Origin of the sequence: Plantactinospora alkalitolerans, from assembly GCF_015690345.1 — a bacterium.
GTDB lineage: Bacteria > Actinomycetota > Actinomycetes > Mycobacteriales > Micromonosporaceae > Plantactinospora > Plantactinospora alkalitolerans.
The window spans coordinates 1-18,908 of the sequence record NZ_JADPUN010000190.1; the positions used below are offsets into that span (position 1 = coordinate 1).

Annotated in this window: 13 protein-coding genes; 2 read left to right on the plus strand and 11 right to left on the minus strand. The window is 71.2% G+C overall.

Annotated features, from left to right (window positions below):
* Positions 1 to 37: 37 nt before the first annotated feature.
* The gene (locus I0C86_RS20365; RefSeq protein WP_196202856.1) at positions 38 to 1,015 is read right to left on the minus strand and encodes a carbohydrate ABC transporter permease; all 978 of its coding nucleotides are present in this window, start codon (positions 1,013 to 1,015) and stop codon (positions 38 to 40) included.
* Positions 1,012 to 2,385, minus strand: a complete 1,374-nt coding sequence (locus I0C86_RS20370; protein ID WP_196202857.1) for an ABC transporter substrate-binding protein — start codon at positions 2,383 to 2,385, stop codon at positions 1,012 to 1,014. Before I0C86_RS20370 ends, I0C86_RS20365 begins: the two co-directional genes overlap by 4 nt.
* A 114-nt stretch (positions 2,386 to 2,499) precedes the next feature.
* On the opposite strand from I0C86_RS20370, the gene I0C86_RS20375 reads away from it, so the two are divergent.
* Complete coding sequence (locus I0C86_RS20375; protein ID WP_196202858.1) at positions 2,500 to 3,801, plus strand: enolase C-terminal domain-like protein; 1,302 nt, start codon at positions 2,500 to 2,502, stop codon at positions 3,799 to 3,801.
* 25 nt (positions 3,802 to 3,826) lie between these two features.
* Here the strand turns inward: I0C86_RS20375 and I0C86_RS20380 are convergent, their stop codons facing one another.
* Together I0C86_RS20380 and I0C86_RS20385 are read right to left on the minus strand one after the other, a co-directional pair.
* Positions 3,827 to 5,023 carry an ROK family transcriptional regulator gene (locus tag I0C86_RS20380; protein WP_323373746.1) on the minus strand — a complete coding sequence of 399 codons (1,197 nt, stop codon included), beginning with the start codon at positions 5,021 to 5,023 and terminating at the stop codon, positions 3,827 to 3,829.
* A 212-nt stretch (positions 5,024 to 5,235) separates the two neighbouring features.
* The gene (locus I0C86_RS20385) at positions 5,236 to 6,225 is read right to left on the minus strand and encodes a LacI family DNA-binding transcriptional regulator (RefSeq protein ID WP_196202859.1); all 990 of its coding nucleotides are present in this window, start codon (positions 6,223 to 6,225) and stop codon (positions 5,236 to 5,238) included.
* Positions 6,226 to 6,511: 286 nt separating this feature from the next.
* On the opposite strand from I0C86_RS20385, the gene I0C86_RS20390 reads away from it, so the two are divergent.
* Positions 6,512 to 7,780 (plus strand): MFS transporter, encoded by a 1,269-nt coding sequence (locus I0C86_RS20390; RefSeq protein WP_323373747.1) that lies wholly within the window; start codon positions 6,512 to 6,514, stop codon positions 7,778 to 7,780.
* Here the strand turns inward: I0C86_RS20390 and I0C86_RS20395 are convergent, their stop codons facing one another.
* From I0C86_RS20395 to pta, 7 genes are all read right to left on the minus strand, one after another.
* Complete coding sequence (locus tag I0C86_RS20395) at positions 7,781 to 9,055, minus strand: glycoside hydrolase domain-containing protein (protein WP_196202860.1); 1,275 nt, start codon at positions 9,053 to 9,055, stop codon at positions 7,781 to 7,783. It abuts the gene before it with no gap.
* A gap of 168 nt (positions 9,056 to 9,223) precedes the next feature.
* Positions 9,224 to 10,603: an MFS transporter gene (locus tag I0C86_RS20400; protein ID WP_196202861.1), complete on the minus strand. Its 1,380-nt coding sequence runs from the start codon at positions 10,601 to 10,603 to the stop codon at positions 9,224 to 9,226.
* Between the two features lie 102 nt (positions 10,604 to 10,705).
* On the minus strand, positions 10,706 to 11,047 hold the full coding sequence (locus tag I0C86_RS20405; protein WP_196202862.1) for a DUF952 domain-containing protein: 342 nt from the start codon (positions 11,045 to 11,047) through the stop codon (positions 10,706 to 10,708).
* A 122-nt stretch (positions 11,048 to 11,169) separates the two neighbouring features.
* Positions 11,170 to 12,849 (minus strand): GAF domain-containing sensor histidine kinase, encoded by a 1,680-nt coding sequence (locus I0C86_RS20410; RefSeq protein WP_407676333.1) that lies wholly within the window; start codon positions 12,847 to 12,849, stop codon positions 11,170 to 11,172.
* A gap of 110 nt (positions 12,850 to 12,959) precedes the next feature.
* Positions 12,960 to 15,359 carry a phosphoketolase family protein gene (locus I0C86_RS20415; protein WP_407676334.1) on the minus strand — a complete coding sequence of 800 codons (2,400 nt, stop codon included), beginning with the start codon at positions 15,357 to 15,359 and terminating at the stop codon, positions 12,960 to 12,962.
* A 216-nt stretch (positions 15,360 to 15,575) separates the two neighbouring features.
* Positions 15,576 to 16,706 carry an acetate/propionate family kinase gene (locus I0C86_RS20420; RefSeq protein ID WP_196202864.1) on the minus strand — a complete coding sequence of 377 codons (1,131 nt, stop codon included), beginning with the start codon at positions 16,704 to 16,706 and terminating at the stop codon, positions 15,576 to 15,578.
* Positions 16,703 to 18,784 carry a phosphate acetyltransferase gene (gene pta, locus I0C86_RS20425; protein WP_196202865.1) on the minus strand — a complete coding sequence of 694 codons (2,082 nt, stop codon included), beginning with the start codon at positions 18,782 to 18,784 and terminating at the stop codon, positions 16,703 to 16,705. The genes I0C86_RS20420 and pta overlap by 4 nt, the downstream gene beginning before the upstream one ends.
* Positions 18,785 to 18,908 lie beyond the last annotated feature (124 nt).

Genomic DNA, 18,908 nt, shown 5'->3' on the forward strand with positions numbered 1-18,908 from the left:
GTGGCCCGGGGCGCGGCCGGCGGGGCACTGGTCGCCATCACCGCTCCCGGGTGACGCGGAGGTTGACGAAGGCCAGCACGAGGGCGGCGAGGAAGAGCATCCAGCCCAGGGCGCTGGCGAGCCCCAGCGTCGGGGCGAGTTCGGACTGGAACGCGAGCCGGTACGTCTGGAGGCCGAGGACGTTCGTGTGGTCGCCGGGACCGCCGTCGGTCATGATGAGGAAGATCTGGAAGCCCTGGAGCGCGTCGCGCAGGTTGAGCAGCACGATGACCGCGGTGATGCCGCGCAGCAGCGGCCACACCACGCTGAGGTTGACCCGCCACCATCCCGCGCCGTCGATCTGGGCGGCCTCGGTCAGCGATGGGTCGATGGTCTGCAGCCCGGTCAGGTAGAGCAGGGTCGCGACGGGAACCGCGGACCAGACCATGATCACGATCAGCGTCGGCAGGGCGGTGTCGGGGTTGCCGAGCCAGCCCTGCGGTTGGGCCAGCGAGCCGAGCCCGAGCGCGCCGAGCAGGGTGTTGATCGCGCCGTTGGGCTCCAGGACGTACTGCCAGGCCAGGTAGACCGCGATCCCGGTGGTGATGTACGGGACGAAGTAGACCGAGCGCAGCAGCCCGACGAACCGGCGGGCCCGGTTCAGGGCGAGGGCCAGCGGAAAGGAGATCACGACGGTGAGCAGCGGTGCCGCGATCATCACCCAGACCGTGTTCGTCGCCGCCGCCCGTACCGGCGGCGAGAACACCGGACTGGCCCAGAGCAGGTCGAGGTAGTTCTGGACGCCGACCCAGATCCAGGTCGGTGTCAGCCCGTTCCAGCGTACGAAGGAGAGTTGCAGGCCCCAGACCAGTGTGTAGACGCCCATGACGGCGAAGAGGGCGATCGCCGGGGCCACGAAGGCGTACGCCCAGGCGACCTCCCTGACCTGGTACCGCCGCCGGCGTCCGGAGCCCCGCCCGGCGCGGCCACGGGTGACCGTGACCGCACCGGGCGACGGAGGAGCATCGGTGGTCATTTCCCTGCCCAGTAACCGTCGATGATCTTCTGTAGTCCTGCTCCGGCGGTCGGCACGTCCGCCTTCTTCAGCGGGGTGAGTTCCATCAGCGACCGGGCCACCACCGCCGCGTCGTACGACGGCGGCTGGTGGGTGGTGTCACCCGGGTTGTACGCCTGGGCACCCGAGCCGAACGAGCTGATCATCGCGCCGAGCACCGGGCCGAGCGTCGCCGTCGGATCGGCACCGAGGTCGACCGGGGGTACGTCCAGCGCGTCCTTGGCGAACTGGGCCGCGACCTCGGGCTGCGCCAGGTGGTCCAGCCACTTGACCGCGCCGTCCTTGTTCCCCGTCGTCGCCGAGACCGACAGCCCGGTCAGGGCGAACGGCGCCAGGCTCAGTTCGGGCACCGCACCGCCGCTGGGCGAGGGAACCGGGAAGGTGACGATGTTGTCGGCCTTCATCCCGTTCTGCACCAGGAACGCCAGGGTGAACGTGCCACCGATGTCGAACGAGGACCGTCCCTGGGCGAACGCGATGTCGGCGTCGTCGATGGTCAGGGTCTGGGTGCCCGGCATCCAGTACGGCGTCACCTGGTCGTACGTCTGGAGCACGGCCCGGCCGGCGGCCGAGGTCCAGTTCTTCGCCGGGTCGTTGGAGAACAGCCCGGTGAAGCCGGCCTTGCCCAGTTTTCCGTAGGCCATCGGCTGCATCAGCCACTCCATGCCGGTGGTCGGCGCCTGGAAGCCGATGCTCAGCCCACCGTCGTCGGGCCGCACCTTCCGGACCGCCTCCAGCGCGGCGACGAACTCCTCCCAGGTCTTCGGCGACCCGGTGACGCCCGCCGCCGTCAGCCGTTCCTTGTTCGCGTAGACGATGCCGAAGGTCCCGATCGTCAGCGGCACGCTGAACCGCTGGTTCAGCTTGATCCCGGCGGTCTTCGCGCCCTTGTCCTGGGACTGCTTGTAGTACCGCTCGGTGACGGTTCCCTCGGCGGCGACCGAGGGCAGGTAGCGGTTGGTCCAGGTGGCTTCCTCGGTGAGGTCCTCCAACAGGCCGGCGGCGCCGAAGGTGAAGTCGTCGCCGTTGGTGTGCACCTCGAACACGTCGGGCAGGCCACGGGTCTGCGCGGCGGCCTGTACGCGGGCGATGAACGCGTCATCCGGGGTGACCGCCTCGACGGTCACTGCGATGCCGGTCTTCTGCTTGAAGGTTTCGGCGGCCTTCTGTAGCGCCGCGACGTGGGACTGCTTGAACGTCCACATCGTCAGTTTGTTCCCGTCCGCCTGGTCGTCCCCACCCGGACTGCAGGCGGTGGCCGCGCCGGCGAGCGCGAGGATCGTGGCGATCGAGAGGTAGGTGCGGGCCGTTCGACGTAAGTATCGGTTCACGCTGCGCCTCTTCCATCCCTGCGGGCGGCTCCTGGTCAGGCCAAGGAAACAGAACGTAAATCAATTTGATATATAGTGTCAACAACCTCGACGAGTCCAGGAAGGCACACCGCGATGGCGCCGCCCCCCTCAGTGGAATCCTCCGGCCACGCAGCGGTCCTGGCCCCCGCGCCGTGGGACGTTCCCGGCGTCGGCGGTGCCCGGGTCACCCGGGTCCGGACCTTCCTGTCCGCCCCACAGGGCTGCCCGTACGTCATCACCCGGGTCGAGACCGACCAGCCCGGCCTGTACGGGCTGGGCTGCGCCAGCGATCCCCAGCGGACCCTCGCCATCCGGTCCGTCGTGGACGACTACCTCGGGCCGATGCTGCTCGGCCGGGACCCGGCGGACATCGAGGACCTGCACCGGCTGCTGCTGCACAGCGGGTACTGGCGCGGCGGCTCGATCGCCAACAACGCCCTCGCCTCGATCGACGTCGCGCTCTGGGACATCAAGGGCAAGATGGCCGGACTCCCCCTGTACCAGCTGCTCGGCGGCCGGGCCCGGGAGTACGCCGAGGCGTACACCCACGTCGACGGGGTGGACGTCGACGAGGTGGCGGATCTCGTCCTCGCCGCCCGGGAGCGGGGCTACCGGCACGTCCGGGTCCAGTTGGCCGTGCCCGGAACGGACACCTACGGCACGGCGCCCACGGACGAGCGACAGGCCGAACGGCGGCGGCTGCGGCGGGAGTCCTGGGACAGCCTGGCCTACCTGCGGCACGTTCCTGCGGCACTGGTCGGGGTACGCGACCGCGTCGGCCCCGACGTCGAGCTGCTGCACGACGCGCACGAGCGGCTGACGCCCGCCCAGGCCCGCCAGTTCGTCCGGGCGGTCGAGGACGCCCGGTTGTACTTCCTCGAGGACGCGCTCGCCCCCGAGGACGCCGCCCACTTCCCCGGACTGCGCGCGGCCGGCAGCACCCCGATCGCCGTCGGCGAACTTTACGCCGACGTCGCGCAGTACCTGCCGCTGCTGGAACAGCGCGTGATCGACTATGCCCGGATCCGCATCCCGACGCTCGGCGGGCTGACCCCGACCCGCAAGCTGGTGGCCGCCTGTGAACTCTTCGGGGTACGGACCGCCCCGCACGGCCCCGGCGACGTGAGCCCGGTCGGGCAGGCGGCCAACGTGGCCCTCGACATCTCCTCGCCCGCCTTCGGGGTGCAGGAGGCGGCCACCTTCCGGGACGCCACGCTTGAGGTCTTTCCGGGCGCGCCGGTGCCGGTGGCGGGGCGGTTCCACCCCGGTCCGGCGCCGGGGCTGGGCGTCGACTTCGACGAGACGGCGGCACGGCGGCACCCGGTCACCGCACCGCTCGACCACGACCGCTGGGCGCTGCTGCGCGCCACGGACGGCAGCGCGCACCGGCCGTGACCCGGGCCGGCTCCGCCGGCGCTGCCTAGGCGAGCAGCAGGGACTGGGGCCGCGCCGACAGGACCTGGTCCAGCACGAGGCAGGCGGCACCCAGCGCGCCGACATCGTCGCCGAGGGCCGTACCGGTCACGGTCGTCTCGTGCATCTTCCCGACGAACGGCGACGAGGCGACTATGGAGTCGATCACCGGCAGGAACAGCCGGGACAGGTGCGGCCAGATCGGACCGCCGAAGACGATCAACTCGGAGTCGACGAGCGTGGCCGCCGCGCTGACCCCGAGCCCCACTCGCCGGGCCCAACCGTGGATGATGTTCTGCGCGGTGCTGTCCCCCGCGTCGGCGAGCGCCATCAGGGCGAGCAGGCTCCGCTCCGCCTCACCGGGCCCCGCCGGCGCCATGTCCGGCCCCAGGACCCGCCGCTCGATGGCCTCGTTGACCAGCGCGTACGTCGTGCAGTTGGCGTCCAGCCCGCCGATCTCGCCCGCGTTGCCGGAGACACCACGCAGGACGACGTCGTTGACCACCACGCCCATCCCGGAACCCGTACCGAGATAGAAGAACAGGAAGTTGCCGGAGTGCACGGCCGCGCCGGCCCACCGCTCGGCGATCGCCGCCGCGATGACGTCCTTGTCCATCACCACCGGCCAGCCGGTGACCCGGGACAACTGGTCGCGCAGCGGCACCCGCTCCCAGCCCGCCAGTTGGGGAGGTTCGACGACCGCGCCGGCCACCGCGTCGATCGGCCCCGGAACCGCCACACCCAGGCCCAGGATGCGGTCCCGGGGAATGCCCGAGTCCTCGACGAGCTGCTCGACGGCGGCGCTCATGTCGGCCAGCGTCCGGGCCTGGTCGACGACCTGCGGCGTCGGCTGCCGCATCCGGCGTACCACCGCGCCGACCAGGTCGAGCACCACATAGGTCACCACGGCCGGATCGAGGTGTACGCCGATCGCGAAGCTTCCGCCGGGACTGACCTGGAGAACCGTGCGGGGCTTGCCGACCCGCCCGCCCTTCTTGCCCGCCTCGACCACGAGCCCCCGGTCGAGCAGGCGTCGGCAGATGTTCGACACGGTCTGGGCCGACAGGCCCGTCGCGGCCGCGAGCTCCACCCGGCTCAGCCCGTCGGGCGCACGCCGGATCGCGTCGAGCACGACCGACTCGTTGAAGTCACCCATCCGGGGAAGGTTGGTCCCGCGCCGAACGGTCGGTTGGTCGATCGTCACGCCCGTACTCCCTGTTTCGGGTGCCATGAGCGTAACCGCCCGGCCACCGGCCCGGATCCGACGTCGATCCGCGCACGGACGTGCCGCCGGTCCGCCGCTTCCGCGCGCTCCGTGCGACCGGTCGCGCCGCCACGGATACCGAGGACCGTACCTTAAATCAAACCGATGTACTTATCATCCCTCGCGCCGACATCCACCAGCGAGCCTCGGCGTCAGGCGCTCTCCCGCAGGATCAGTTCGGACGGATAGGCGGTGGCCGGCGGCGTCCGGGCCCGATCGAGCACGGCCGTCGCGGCCGCCGTGGCGATCCGCCCGACCGGGTGGCTCGCCGTGGTCAGGGCCGGCGCGCTGAGCGCGGCGAACGGCACGTCGTCGAAACCGGCGACGGCGACGTCGTCCGGCACCCCGACACCGCGCCGACGCAGTACCGCCAGTGCGCCCAACGCCATCGCGTCGCTGTTCGCGAACACCGCGTCGGTATCCGGCCAGCGGTCCAGGATCGCCAGCATCGCGGCCTGCCCGCCGGCAGCGGTGAAATCGCCCGGCACCAGCCGGATCGGCAGCGCGGCCGCCCCCATCACCTGCTGGTACGCCCTGACGGGCCGCCGGGTACACGGCATCCAGTCCGGACCGGTGACCATCGCGATCCGGCGCCGGCCGGAGTCGTACAGGTGGCTGACGATCGTGCTCGCCGCACCCCCGTTGTCCACGTCGAACGACGGCACGGCGGGAGAACCTATGCCGATCGAGACGGTCCTGCCGTCCAGGGCGGCCGGCACCGCCGCCAGGATCCGCTCGGTGGTGTTGACGATGAGCACTCCACGGACGCTGCGGTCCTCCGCCAACCGTCGCAGTCGCTCCGGCGCGTGCAGCGGCAGCCATTCCAGGGACACCCCGACCTCGCGCGGCGCGCAGACCTCGGCCGCGGCCCGCACCACCCGGTCGACGTACGGGTCGTGCAGTACGCCCGGTTCCGTGCCGGCGACCGCCACGACGAGCCGCACCCCGCCACCGGTCGCGAGCGCCCGCGCCGCCGGGTCCGGCGCGTAGCCGAGCTGTTCGGCTGCGGCGGCGACCCGGTCCCGGGCCGAGAGAGAGGCGGCGCCGAACCCGGTGAGGACCCGGGACGCCGTCGACCGGGAAACCCCGGCGACCCGGGCGACGTCCTCCAGGGTGGCCCGCTGCGGAAGCGGCCTAGCCATGCCCGCCCCCGCGCGGAAACTGGTCCGGGCGTGGTGGCGGCGCAACGGTACGATCACGGTGGCACATGGGAAAATGATGCACCCGTGGCCCGGGCAGCGGCGAGCCGCCCAGCACCGCCGTCGCCGTGGCACCTGCACCAGGGTGCGCGAGGCGGTACGCCAGTCCGGCGGGCTCCCACCGGCGCCTGCTTGCGTTGGGAGCGTTCTCAGGGGTGCGATCTCGTCAGCGACCTCCCGCCCGAGGAGTCGACGCACGCCGAACAGCCGAGAGCGGAGGCCGTACCCGGTGACCCCTTCTCCCGGTGCCGCCGGCACGCTCCGGCCGCCGACCGTACCGGCGCGGGTCCTCGCGGCCCGGACCGGCGTCGCCGTCGTGTTCGGACTCAACGGCCTCGCCGTCGCCTCGTGGTTCTCCCGGCTTCCGGCGGCCCGGGACGCGCTCGGGCTGACTCCGGGACGGTTGGGCCTGCTGCTACTGGCCCTCTCGGCGGGTGCCCTGCTCGCGTTGCCGACCGCCGGGGTGCTGGCGCACCGGCTGGGCCCGGCCCGCACGGTGGCCGGCGCGACCGCACTGGCCGCGACCGGGGTGGCGCTGGCCGGCATCGCCGCCGGCAGTTGGCACGCGGTACCGGCCGTCGCGGTCGGCCTCTTCGCGCTCGGCTACGGCTCGGGCATCTGCGAGGTCGCCATGAACGTCGAGGCGGCGGCGGTCGAACGGCGACTCGGCCGCACCGTCATGCCCCGGTTCCACGCGGCCTGGAGCCTGGGTACGATCGCCGGAGCGATCGTCGGCGCCGGCAGTGCCCGGATCGGGCTGCCGGTCGGCCTCCACCTCTGCCTGGCCGGCGCGGTGATGCTGGCCGGCACGTTGCTCGCGGTCCGGTCGTTCCTGCCGGCCAGCACCGGCACCCCGACGGACACCGCGACCACCCCGGCGCGGGGCAGCGGAACGCTGGCCGCCTGGCGCGAGCCACGCACCCTGCTGATCGGGCTGCTGGTCCTGGTGATGGCCTTCACCGAGGGGACCGCCAACGACTGGCTGGCGCTGGCCTTCGTCGACGGCCACGGGCTGACCGAAGCGGTGGGCGCGCTGGCCTTCGGCGTGTTCGCCGGGGCGATGACGGTGGGCCGGACGGTCGGCACCGTCGCGCTGGACCGCTGGGGCCGGGTGCCGGTGCTGCTCGGCACCATCGTGCTGGCCGCACTCGGCGCGGCGACGGCGGTGCTGTCCGGGCCGTGGCCGGTGGCGCTGGCCGGAGTGGTCCTCTGGGGACTCGGAACGTCGCTCGGCTTTCCGGTGGGGATGAGCGCGGCGGCCGACCAGGAGGATCGCGCGGCGGCCCGGGTCAGCGTGGTGGCCGTGCTCGGCTACACCGCCTTCCTGGCCGGACCGCCACTGGTCGGGCTGCTCGGCGACCGGGTCGGCATCCTCCGGGGTCTCCTGATCGTCCCGCTCGTGCTGCTGCCGGCCCTCCTGCTGGTGCCGGCCGCCCGCCCGCCCACGGACCGGCCCGGCGACCGGCCCGGCTACCAGCCCGGCGCCCCTGCCAGCTGATCAGACCCGGATGAGGCGTACCGCGTCGGCGATGACGTAGCCGGTGCCGGACGTCCACCGGCTCACCCCCACCTTGTCGCCGTCCCCTGCGGCCAGACTGAAGACCCCGAGCGACACCCACTGGCCGCCGTTGGTGCGCTGGTTGACGCGTACGGTCTGATTGCCCGTGGTGGTGGCCACGATGTACGGCGTCGAGTCGTTGTAGCCGGGGTCGGCCGGGTACCAGACCGAGATCTCGTAGCTGGCGGTGGCCGGGATGTTCACCCTGTACCAGGCGACGTCGCTGGCCGAGACCGGGTCCGCGAACCGGTAGTCGGTGCCGTACCGCTGGCTGGAGTAGGCCGAGGTTCCCCAGTTCGCACTGGCGGTGAACCGGTCGGCGGTGGTGTTGTCGACAGTGCTGCTCCATTGTGGCGGCTCGGGCTGGCCGCCGGCCGTGACGTCGAGGTAGTTGCGGTCGATCCGCATCTGCACGCCGCCCCAGGTCTCGTAGACGTCACCGGCGTACTGGTGCAGCCGCTGGCGGTCGGCGTAGTACTCCGCCGGGCAGTACGGGCCGGCGTCGGTGTCCGCGACGCCGTTCCACCAGGCGAACCAGAGGTGGTCGACGCGGGTGTAGGAGGGGTCGTTGTACGCGCCGCACAGATCCGTGACCCCGGACGATCCGCTGGAGTACATGCCCGAGAGGTAGCCGAGGGTGTGGAGTCGTTCGGTCCAGCCGGAGAGGTACGACAGCACGGCGGCCCTGCACGACGCGTTCGACGGGTACTGCTCGATGTCGTTGTAGATCGTGCTGCCGGCGGGGATGCCCAGCGCCCGCGCGGCGTTCACCGCGCTCGTCGCCCGGCCCGCGCCCTGGGATCGCGCCGTGGCCGGGTCACCGGACATCTTCGGTGTCCGGGTCCCGCACGGGGCCTGGTTGTCGAGTTCGATGGGGATCAGGCGCCAGCCGTTGTTGGTCTGGTTCGTCACCCAGGTCGCGGTCAGGTTCGGCTGGGCGCACGAGCGGCTGGCGCCGCTGATGTAGATGCCGACCGCACGGTACGGCGAACTGGCTCGCCAGGTGTTCATCACCGACTGGGACGGGGCCGTGCAGGTGTCGAAGCCCCTTCCGGTGTAGGTGCCCGGCTGAGGACCGGCCGCTGCCAGCGGCGCCGTCCCGGCCGGAAGCCGTGACGATGACCCGGCGTCGACCGCCTGGGCGGGCATGGCCGCCACCGATGCTCCGGCGACCGCGATCATGAGCCCGGTCAGACCCGCCATGATCCTTCTCATCCAGGTCTCCTTTGGAGGATTTTTACACGCGGCGGAGATACTTGGAAAATTCCTACCACGTATCGATGGCCGCCGCTAGGAGGTTCCGGGACAGGCCGCGTGAATCTCCGAGGACGTCGTCCGGCACCCCCGGACAGAGACGGTCAACCTTCCGTGTGGCGGCGGCCGTCAGCTCTCCACCGGGCTCAACTCCGACCGGTCCGGCTCGGATGCGGCCACCGGGCCCGCGATGAACCGGTGACTCAACCGCCGGTACGGTCCGCTGCGCAGCGCCACGATCGTGGCGACCAGGCCGATGATGCCGGTCAGTACGAACACGAGGGCGAGGCCACGGTCGGGGCCGGTGCCGAACCAGCCGCCGATCAGCCGGGCGCCCGCACCGTCGGTCATGAGCGGGAGGAACACGAACTGGGCGATCGGCGAGATCAGGAAGGCGGTCAGCGGCGAGGCGGCCTGCTCGACGCTCTGCGCGAAACCGAAGACCCGACCCTGCCGCTCGTAGGGGACGACCTTCTGCAGGATCGTCTGCTCGGCTGCCTCCGCGTACGGCATCAGCAGCATGTACGCGTACATTCCCACGGCGAGCAGGATGATCGAGGATCGCAGCGGGAACAGCATGGTGACCGTCCAGAGCACGACGTTGATCAGGAGCAGCAGCCGGACCGGATTCCGACCCAGACCGGTCCGGGCGATGAGCAGCCCACCGACGATGAAGCCGGTGCTCAGCACCCCCCAGAGCAGCCCCCAGGTCTGGACGGACACCAGCGACAACCCGTACGCGTCCATGAGCGCCATGAACGCGCCACCCAGGAAGTTGTTGAACGCGGAGAAGAGGATCAGGGCGCTCAACCCCGGCACCTCGCCGATCACCCGCATGGTGCCCCGCAGGTCCACCCTGCGCTCCGGTGCCACCGCCACCTCGCCGTCGGCCGGGGCCGTCGCGCGACGCGGCAGCGGGACGACGGCCAGGTGCAGCAGGGCGACGGCGAGTACCACCAGCGCCAGGACCAGCACCCAGAACATGCCGCCGAGCGCCACGAGCACGCCGCTGATCACCGAGGTCACCAGGAAACTCACGCCCGACGTGGTGCCGACCAGACCGTTGGCCCGGTCCCTGGTCTCCTCGGCGATCAGCACCGTCACCAGCGTGGGCAGCGCGATCGTCCGGACGCTGCCCGCGATGACGCCGAACATCAGCAGCACGATGAGCGCCCAGAGAGCGACGCTCGCCGGATTGCCGAACGACTCCTTCGGGGTGACCTGGTAGACGACGAAGGCCACGGCGTAGAGCACGAACGACACCGCCGCCGACACCTGCATGACGGTCTTCTTGGAATAGTGGTCGACCAGGCTGCCGAACCAGATGCCGGTCAGCGCCGTCATCACCAGGAAGATCCCGGAGATCACCCCGGTGGCGAATACCGAGCGGGTCTCGATGTACACGTAGAAGGTGATCGCGAACCAGACGGTGAAGTTGATGACCGACACCAGCAGGGTGTTGACCAACAGTTGATAGAAGGTCTTTCGATCCCCCTGGATGACTGCCATGCAGCAGAGGGTAGATCCTCAGGCGCGGTTGACGTCCAGGTGGCACGGCCGACAGGGTGCGTGTCCCACGTCTCCTCCTCTCCTCCTCGGCTGCTGCCGCCGTCACGTGGGCAGGACGAACCTGCCGTCGGCTTCCCGTCGCAGCGGGGCCACGGCCACCACCGCGTCGAGGTTGATCGGCCCGTAGATGTGTGGAAAGACGATCCCGGGCGCCACCTCGTCGTCCCGTACCGGCGAGGACAGCCGGGTCGGGTCGATGCTCAGCAGCAGCAGCGGACCGGCGTCGGCGTAGAACGCCTGGGCGACCCCGAGAACCTGCCCACGCCACGACGCGTGGATGAACCCCTCGTCGGCCAGCGTCCGCCCCCGGGTCGACACCCGGTAGTCCCCCGACACCTGCGCCGCCCGCCAGTCGGACGCCTCGGCGATGTGGAAAATCACCATCGGACGATACCGGACGACGTGGGACGTCGACCGCACGTCGGCCCCGCTGCCTCAACGGTCCACCTCTTTCGGGGGCAACGGCGTCAGCGGCCCAGTTGGGCGTGGACCGGGGTCGATGGCGGTCACCGGTCGTGCAGCGGCACCCGCCACACGATCGTGGTACCGGCCGACTCACCCGGGCCGACGTCCAGGTCGCCGCCCCACCGCTCGGCGCGTTCACGCAGGTTGACCAGGCCGCCCCGGGCATGTGCCGGGTCGGCGCCCACCCCGTCGTCGGCCACCCGGATAACCAGCTCACCGTCGCGCACGTCCACGCCCACCGTGACCCGGCTCGCCCGGGCATGACGTACGACGTTGGACAGTGCCTCGCCGAGTACCGCCAGCAGGTCGGGGCGGAGCGGGTCGGGTACGGCGCTGTCGACCGGGCCGGACATCTCCAGCGTCGGACGGTATCCCAGCGCCTCGGCACAACCGGCGACCATGTTCCGGATCTCGGTACGAAGTGCGGCGGTCATCGGTGTACGAAGTTCGAAGATCGCCCGCCGGATGTCCCGAATCGTCGAGTCCAGGTCGTCGACGGTGGCGTCGAGCCGCTGCCGCACCTCTGCCCGACCGGCCAGCGGCGCCACCGTCTGCAACTGCAACCCCATCGCGAACAGCCGCTGGATCACGACGTCGTGCAGGTCCCGGGCGATTCGCTCCCGGTCCTCGAGGACCGCCAGCATCTCCCGCTCCTCCTGCGCCCGGGCCCGTTCCAGGGCCAGCGCCGCCTGGCCGGCAAAGGTCGCCAGCAAGGTGAGCTCGACGTCGCTCTCGGCTCCCTGGCCGGCCGGAAACGCGACCACGAGCACGCCGTGCAGGGCGTCACCGGCCGTCAGTGGTGAGATCAACGCCGGGCCGCCACCGACCGGAACCGGCCAGGGCGCCGCCTTCGCCAGGCTCTCCACCACGGCCTGCCTGCGTCGGGTCACCGGCTCGATGAAGTCGGTGTCGGCGGCGACCAGAACCGTACCGACCAGGTTGTCGGTGTTCCCGCCGTCCGGGACCTCGGCCACCTCGACCGTGAACTGTCCGGCCTCGTCGTCGTAGAGCAACACCAGAGCCACCTCCGCCTCGGCGACCTCGCGGGCCCGTCGGGCGATCAACCGCAGCGCGTCGGTACGGCGGACCTCGCCGAGCAGCACGCCGGTGATCTCGGCAGCCGCAGCCAGCCAGCGCTCGCGCCGACGCGCCACGGCGAACAGGCGGGCATTCTCGATGATCACACCGGCGGCGGCGGCCAGCGCCACCACGATCTCCTCGTCGTCGTCGGTGAACTCCGACGCGCCCTGCTTCTCCGCCAGGTAGAGGTTGCCGAACACCTGGTCCCGGATCCGTATGGGCGCACCGAGGAAACCGTGCATGGGCGGATGGTTCGGCGGGAAGCCGTACGACTGCGGATGCCTGGTGATGTCCGGCATACGTACCGGACGTGGGTCGGCGATGAGCAGGCCGAGCACACCCCGGCCGTGCGGCAGATCGCCGATCCGGGCCTGTGTCCGCGCGTCGATGCCGTGCGTGATGAACTCGGTCAACTGTCGATCGGGCCCGACGACGCCGAGTGCCGCGTACCGGGCTCCGGCCAGCCGGCACGCGGCAGCCACGATCCGCTCCAGGGTACTGCGCAGATCCAGGTCGGCGCTGAGCCCGACGACCGCGTCCAGCAGCGCGCGCAACCGCTCCCGGCTGGTCACCACCTCACCGACCCGGTCCAGCATCTCCTGGAGCAACTCGTCCAGCCGAACCCGGGACAGCGGTGTGATGCCCAGCGACGGAGCCCCGAATTCGGTCTCGTCCGACGGCACCCGCGACGGCTCGGTCACCCGGCGATGCTACGCCGCCCCTGCCCCGCACGGCAGGGGCGGGCACCGGCTCAACCCTGCTGAGCCCAGTCGCCGAGTGACCAGTCACGGACCTCGGGCATGTCCTCCAGGTGCTCGACGACGTACGCCTCGTGCCTCGCGAGTTGCCGCACGCACCACTCCTTCAGCTCGGCGGCGCCGCGAGGCAGCCGCCCGGCGTTGTTGATCGCGTCCATGACCAGGTGGTACCGGGACGCCCTGTTGCGCACGGTCATGTCGAAGGGGGTCGTGGTCGTGCCCTGCTCGATGAATCCACGCACCCGGAACCGATCCGTGTCGGGCCGGCCGTGCACGAGCTGATGGATGGCGCCGGGATAGCCGTGGAAGGCGAACACCACGTCCACGGTGTCGGTGAACAACTCGGTGAACAGTGTGGGACTCATCCCGTGCGGGTGATCCTTCGGTCGGATCAGCGTCATCAGGTCCACGACGTTGACCACACGTACCTTCATTCCGGGCAGGCGCTCCTTCAGAATCTGCGCCGCTGCGACCGTCTCCATGGTGACGACGTCACCGGCGCAGGCGAGAACGACGTCCGGGTCCGTGGTGCCGTCGTCGGTGCCGGCCCAGTCCCAGATCCCCGCACCGCGAGCGCAGTGCTCGACCGCGTCGTCCATCGACAGCCACTGCAGCTGGGGCTGTTTGTCGATGACGATCAGGTTGATGTACGAGCGGGAGCGGAAGCAGTGGTCCGAGACGGACAGCAGGCAGTTCGCGTCCGGCGGAAGGTACACGCGGGCGACGTCACCGCGCTGGGTGAGCACCACCTGGATGAGGCCGGGGCCCTGGTGGGAGAAACCATTGTGGTCGTTGCGCCACGCCGTCGAGGTGAGCAGCACGTTCAGGCTGGGCACCTTCGCCCGCCACGGCAGGTGCTTGGCCTCCTGGAGCCACTTGCCGTGCTGGACGGTCTGCGACGCGCTCACCATGGCGAAAGCCTCGTAGGTGGCGAACATGCCGTGCCGACCGGTCAGCGTGTAGCCCTCCAACCAGCCGTGGCAGTTGTGCTCGGACAGCACCTCCATCACCCGGCCATCGCGTCCGAGCGCCACATCCTCGTCGTCGACCTGTTCCATGAAACACCGGTCCGATACCTCGAAGACGGCACCGAGCCGGTTGCTGTTCGTCTCGTCGGGGCAGAACAGCCGGAACGTGTCCGGGTTGCGGCGGTAGATGTCGCGGAGAAGTTCGCCGAGCTTTCGGGTCGACTCGGCCCGGAACTCGGCGGGCGCGCTCACCTCGACCGCGTAGTCGCGGAAGTCGGGCAGATCCAGGTCGCGGGTGAGCAGGCCGCCGTTGGCGTGCGGGGAGGCGCTCATCCGCAGTTCTCCCGACGGCGCCTGATCCCGCACGGCGGCGACGGGCGCACCTGTGTCGTCGAAGAGTTCCTCCGGCCGGTACGAGCGCAGCCACCGGTCCAGGATCGCCAGGTGCTCCGGGTTGTCCCGGACTCCGGACAGCGGAACCTGGTGTGACCGCCAGGTGCCGGTGACCTTGATCCCGTCGACCTCGTCCGGTCCGGTCCAGCCCTTGGGAGAGCGGAGGACGATGAGCGGCCAGCGCGGTCGCGTACCGTCCCAGCCACCGCCACGGGCCGATCGTTGGATCGTCCGGATCCTTGCCCACGCGGAGGCGAGGGCTTCCGCGAACCGATGGTGCATGCCGGGGAGGTCGTCGCCCTCGACCTCGATGACGTCGTACCCGTGTCCCTGCAGCAGTGACCCGACCTCGGCCGGGTCCTTGCGGGCCAGGACGGTCGGTCCGGCGATCTTCGCCCCGTTGAGGTGCAGAATCGGCAGAACGGCGCCGTCGCGGGCCGGGTTGACGAAGGAGACGCCCTTCCACGAGCCCTCCAGCGGGCCGGTCTCCGCCTCGCCGTCGCCGACCACGGCGATCGCGAGCAGGTCGGGGTTGTCCATCACGGCGCCATAGGCGTGGACGAGGACGTAGCCGAGTTCGCCGCCCTCGTGGATCGATCCGGGGGTCGTCACCGAGACGTGGCTGGGGATGCCGCCCGGGCTGGAGAACTGCCGAAACAGTCGCAGCAGGCCGGCCTCGTCCTGCGAGACCTCGGGATAGATCTCGCTGTAGGTGCCTTCGAGGTACCCGGCGGCCACCAGCGCCGGACCACCGTGCCCCGGGCCGGCGAGGTAGATCGCCTGCTGACCCGTCAATCTGATGAGCCGCGAGACGTGGGCGTAGATCAGTGACAGTCCCGGGCTGGTCCCCCAGTGTCCCAGCAGCCGTGGCTTGATGTGCCCGGCCGTAAGCGGCACGCGGAGCAGCGGATTGTCCCGCAGGTAGATCTGCCCGATGGTCAGGTAGTTGTTCGCCCGCCACCACGCGTCCAGGTGCGCGACCTCCGTCTCGTCCGGCGCCGCGAGGATACGCAGGATCGGATCATCGTGCACCGTCCCGAACTGGTCGTTCGTCACCGTTGTCACGCTCGTTCCCCTCCCGAGGAGTGCCTCGCCGTCGATCCGGTCGGAACACCCCGGCCCGGTCCCCCGGCAGACCCGGAACGGGCACCGGTGCCCCATCGCCTCCACCGTATGTCCTCTGCGGCCCACGGGGGCGGGGGCCAAAGTCGTTCCCCGGCGGGTCTTTCGGCCCGGGTTCGTAACCCGTCACGAGCCCGACGGGTTCGGCTGGCCCGACAGCGCCGTCTGGGCCTGCTCGGCGATCTCCCTTTCCTCGTCGGTCGGCACGACGCAGACCGCCACCGGCGCCGTCGGCGGCGAGATGACCGACCCGGCCCGCTCGTTACGCTCGGGATCGACGACGATCCCGAGACCCTCGAGCCCGGCCAGCGCGGCGGCGCGTACCGCGGCCGCGTTCTCGCCGACGCCACCCGTGAAGGTGACCGCGTCCAGCCGGCCGAGCACCGCGAGGTAGGCGCCGACGTACTCCTTGATCCGTCGGCAGTACACGTCGAAGGCGAGACCGGCGGCGGGGTCGCCGGCCGCACGGCGGCGCAGCACGGCGCGCATGTCGTTGTCGCCGGTCAGCCCGAGCAGGCCACTGCGGTGGTTGAGCAGATCGTCGATCGCATCCACCGGAAGGCCACCCACCCGGTGCAGGTGGAACAGCACCGCCGGATCCAGGTCGCCGCTGCGGGTGCCCATGACCAGGCCCGCCAGCGGCGAGAGCCCCATCGAGGTGGCGACACTGCGTCCGCCGGACACGGCGCAGGCGCTCGCCCCGTTGCCCAGGTGCAGGGTGATCAGGTCGAGTCCTTCCGGCGGGCGACCCAGTAGCCGCGCGGTGTGCCGGGCGACGTACGCGTGCGACGTGCCGTGGAAACCGTAGCGGCGTATCTGCAGCCGTCGGGCCACGTCGATGTCCACCGCGTACGTCGCGGCCGCCGGAGGCAACGTGGCGTGGAACGCCGTGTCGAAGACCGCCACCTGCGGCACCCCCGGCAGTAGTCGTCGGGCCACCGCGATCCCGGTCAGGTTGGCGGGATTGTGCAGCGGCGCCAGCGGAACCAACCGTTCGATGGCCGCGACGACCTCGTCGTCCACGACGGTCGGCCCGGTGAAGTCGGCACCGCCGTGCACGACCCGGTGACCGACGACATCCAGGCTCTCCAGGTCCGCGTGGGCCAGCACGTCGCGCAGCGCCGACGAGTGGTCCGGTGCACCACCGCCGGGCTCACCGATCCGCTCCACCAGGCCCCGGTCCACGCTCCGGTCGCCGTCGAAGATCCGGTACTTCAGCGACGAGGAACCGCAGTTGAGCACCAGTACCCTCGTCACGGGCTTTCCTCCCCGGCAGCCTGGATCGCCGTGATGGCCACCGTGTTGACGATGTCCTTGACCGTGGCGCCCCGGGACAGGTCGTTGACCGGGCGGCGCAGTCCCTGCAGTACCGGGCCGACCGCGACCGCCCCGGCCGAGCGCTGCACCGCCTTGTACGTGTTGTTCCCGGTGTTGAGGTCCGGAAAGACGAGCACCGTGGCGCGGCCCGCGACCGGGCTGCCCGGCAGTTTCGCCTCCGCGACCGTCGGGTCGACGGCCGCGTCGTACTGGATCGGCCCCTCCACCAGCAGATCGGGGCGGCGGGTCCGGACCAGCGACGTGGCCTCGGCGACCTTGTCCACGTCCGCGCCCACGCCCGAACTGCCGGTGGCGTACGAGAGCATGGCGAGCCTCGGTTCGATACCGAACCGGGCGGCGGTGTCGGCGCTGGACAGCGCGATGTCGGCGAGCTGGGACGCGTCCGGATCGGGGTTGACCGCGCAGTCGCCGTACACCAGGACCTGGTCTGCGAGCAGCATGAAGAAGACGCTGGAGGCGACGGACACGCCCGGTTCGGCCTTGATGATCTCGAATGCGGGCCGGATCGTCGCCGCGGTGGTGTGGGTGGCGCCAGAGACCATGCCGTCGGCCGACCCGGCCTCGACCATCAGGGTGCCGAAGTAGTTCACGTCGCGCACCACGTCGTACGCCAGGTCCAGGGTCACACCCCGGTGCCGACGCAGTTCCACGTAACGGGCGGCGAAGCCGTCGCGCCAGTCACTCGTCTCGGGATCGACCAGCCGCGCCGCGGTGACGTCGACCCCGAGTTCACTCGCCCGGCGGTTGATCTCCGTCGGGTCTCCCAGCAGGGTCAGGTCGGCGACCCCCCGACGGAGGAGGGTCTCCGCCGCCCGCAGGATCCGCGGCTCCGTGCCCTCCGGCAGCACGAGGTGCCGACGCCGCGCGCGGGCCCGGTCGAGGAGACCGTTCTCGAACATCAACGGGGTGACCCGCCGAGAGCGGGTCACGTCCAGCCGGCGGGACAGTTCGGCCGTGTCGACGTGGGCCTCGAAGGCACCCAGCGCCGCCTCGACCTTCCGGGGCGCGGTGACGGCGAGCCGGCCCTCGATCCGACCGACCGCGGCGGTGGTATGGAAGCTGTCGCCCCTGGTCACCAGCATCGCCAGCCCGGTGTGCAGTCGTTCGATCACCCGTACGGCACGCGGGTCGGGATGGTCGCCGAGGGTGAGCACCAGTCCGGCCAGGGTGACGGCTCCCCCGGCGTGTGCGGCGCTGGCCGCGACGAGCAGGTCGGCCCGGTCCCCGGAAGTGATCAGAAGGCAGCCGTCGGTGAGATGGTCGAGGAGCACCGGCACGTGCGCGGCGCCGACCACCACGTCCAGCACGTCACGGTCCAGCGCGGCCGGGCTGCCGGCCAGGACCGTCGCGTCGAGCGCCGCCGCCACCTCCGCCACGGTGGGCGCCGACACCGCCGGCACCTCCGGGATCGCGTACGCGGGCACCGGCAGGCCGGTCGGTGCCGGTGTACCCGCCGGCACCCGGTTGGCGATCACCGCCAGCACCGTGGCGCCCGCCTCGACCACGCCGTGGTACGCCGTACGGGCGGCTGCCGCCACCGCCTCGGGCGTCCCGCCCAGCCCGTCCACCACCGGTACGACCAGGCTCCCGAACTCGGTGGCGAGGCGGGCGTGGAAGGCCAGCAGCCGGTCGGGCCCGCCCGGGGCGCTGTCATCGGGGTCCGTGACGTCCCCGCCGACGACGACAACGGCGGCGCAGCGGCGCTCCAACTCGCGGTAGCGCTCGACGATGCGACCGATCAACTCCTCTCCGCGCCCGTCCGCCGCGAGTTCCGCCGCCCGGGTGGCTGTCACCCCGTACGAATCGGGGTAGCCGGCGGCAACCGGGTAGCGGCTGGTGAGCAGGGTCAGCACCGGATCCACGCGCGAAGTGGGCACCACCGGGCGGAAGACGCCCAGCGGGGCGACCCGCCGGGACAGCATCTCGGCCAGTCCCAGGGCGACGGCGGCCTTGCCCGCGCTCGGGCCGACCCCGGCGACGTACACACTGGGCGCCACGACTCACCTGACCTTCCCTACGGCCCGCGGGGGACCTCGATGATGTCTCCGCGCATCGGCATCTACCAGATCTTCCCCCGGCGGGGCGGCCCGCCTACCGGCGCACCGGAGAAAAGCCACCCCG

Bases quoted from the DNA above. Each gene is read 5' to 3' on its own strand.
- I0C86_RS20385 (WP_196202859.1), bottom strand. From the start codon at position 6,225: ATGGCTAGGCCGCTTCCGCAGCGGGCCACCCTGGAGGACGTCGCCCGG.
- I0C86_RS20405 (WP_196202862.1), bottom strand. From the start codon at position 11,047: ATGGTGATTTTCCACATCGCCGAGGCGTCCGACTGGCGGGCGGCGCAG.
- I0C86_RS20365 (WP_196202856.1), bottom strand. From the start codon at position 1,015: ATGACCACCGATGCTCCTCCGTCGCCCGGTGCGGTCACGGTCACCCGT.
- I0C86_RS20400 (WP_196202861.1), bottom strand. From the start codon at position 10,603: ATGGCAGTCATCCAGGGGGATCGAAAGACCTTCTATCAACTGTTGGTC.
- I0C86_RS20375 (WP_196202858.1), top strand. From the start codon at position 2,500: ATGGCGCCGCCCCCCTCAGTGGAATCCTCCGGCCACGCAGCGGTCCTG.
- I0C86_RS20395 (WP_196202860.1), bottom strand. From the start codon at position 9,055: ATGAGAAGGATCATGGCGGGTCTGACCGGGCTCATGATCGCGGTCGCC.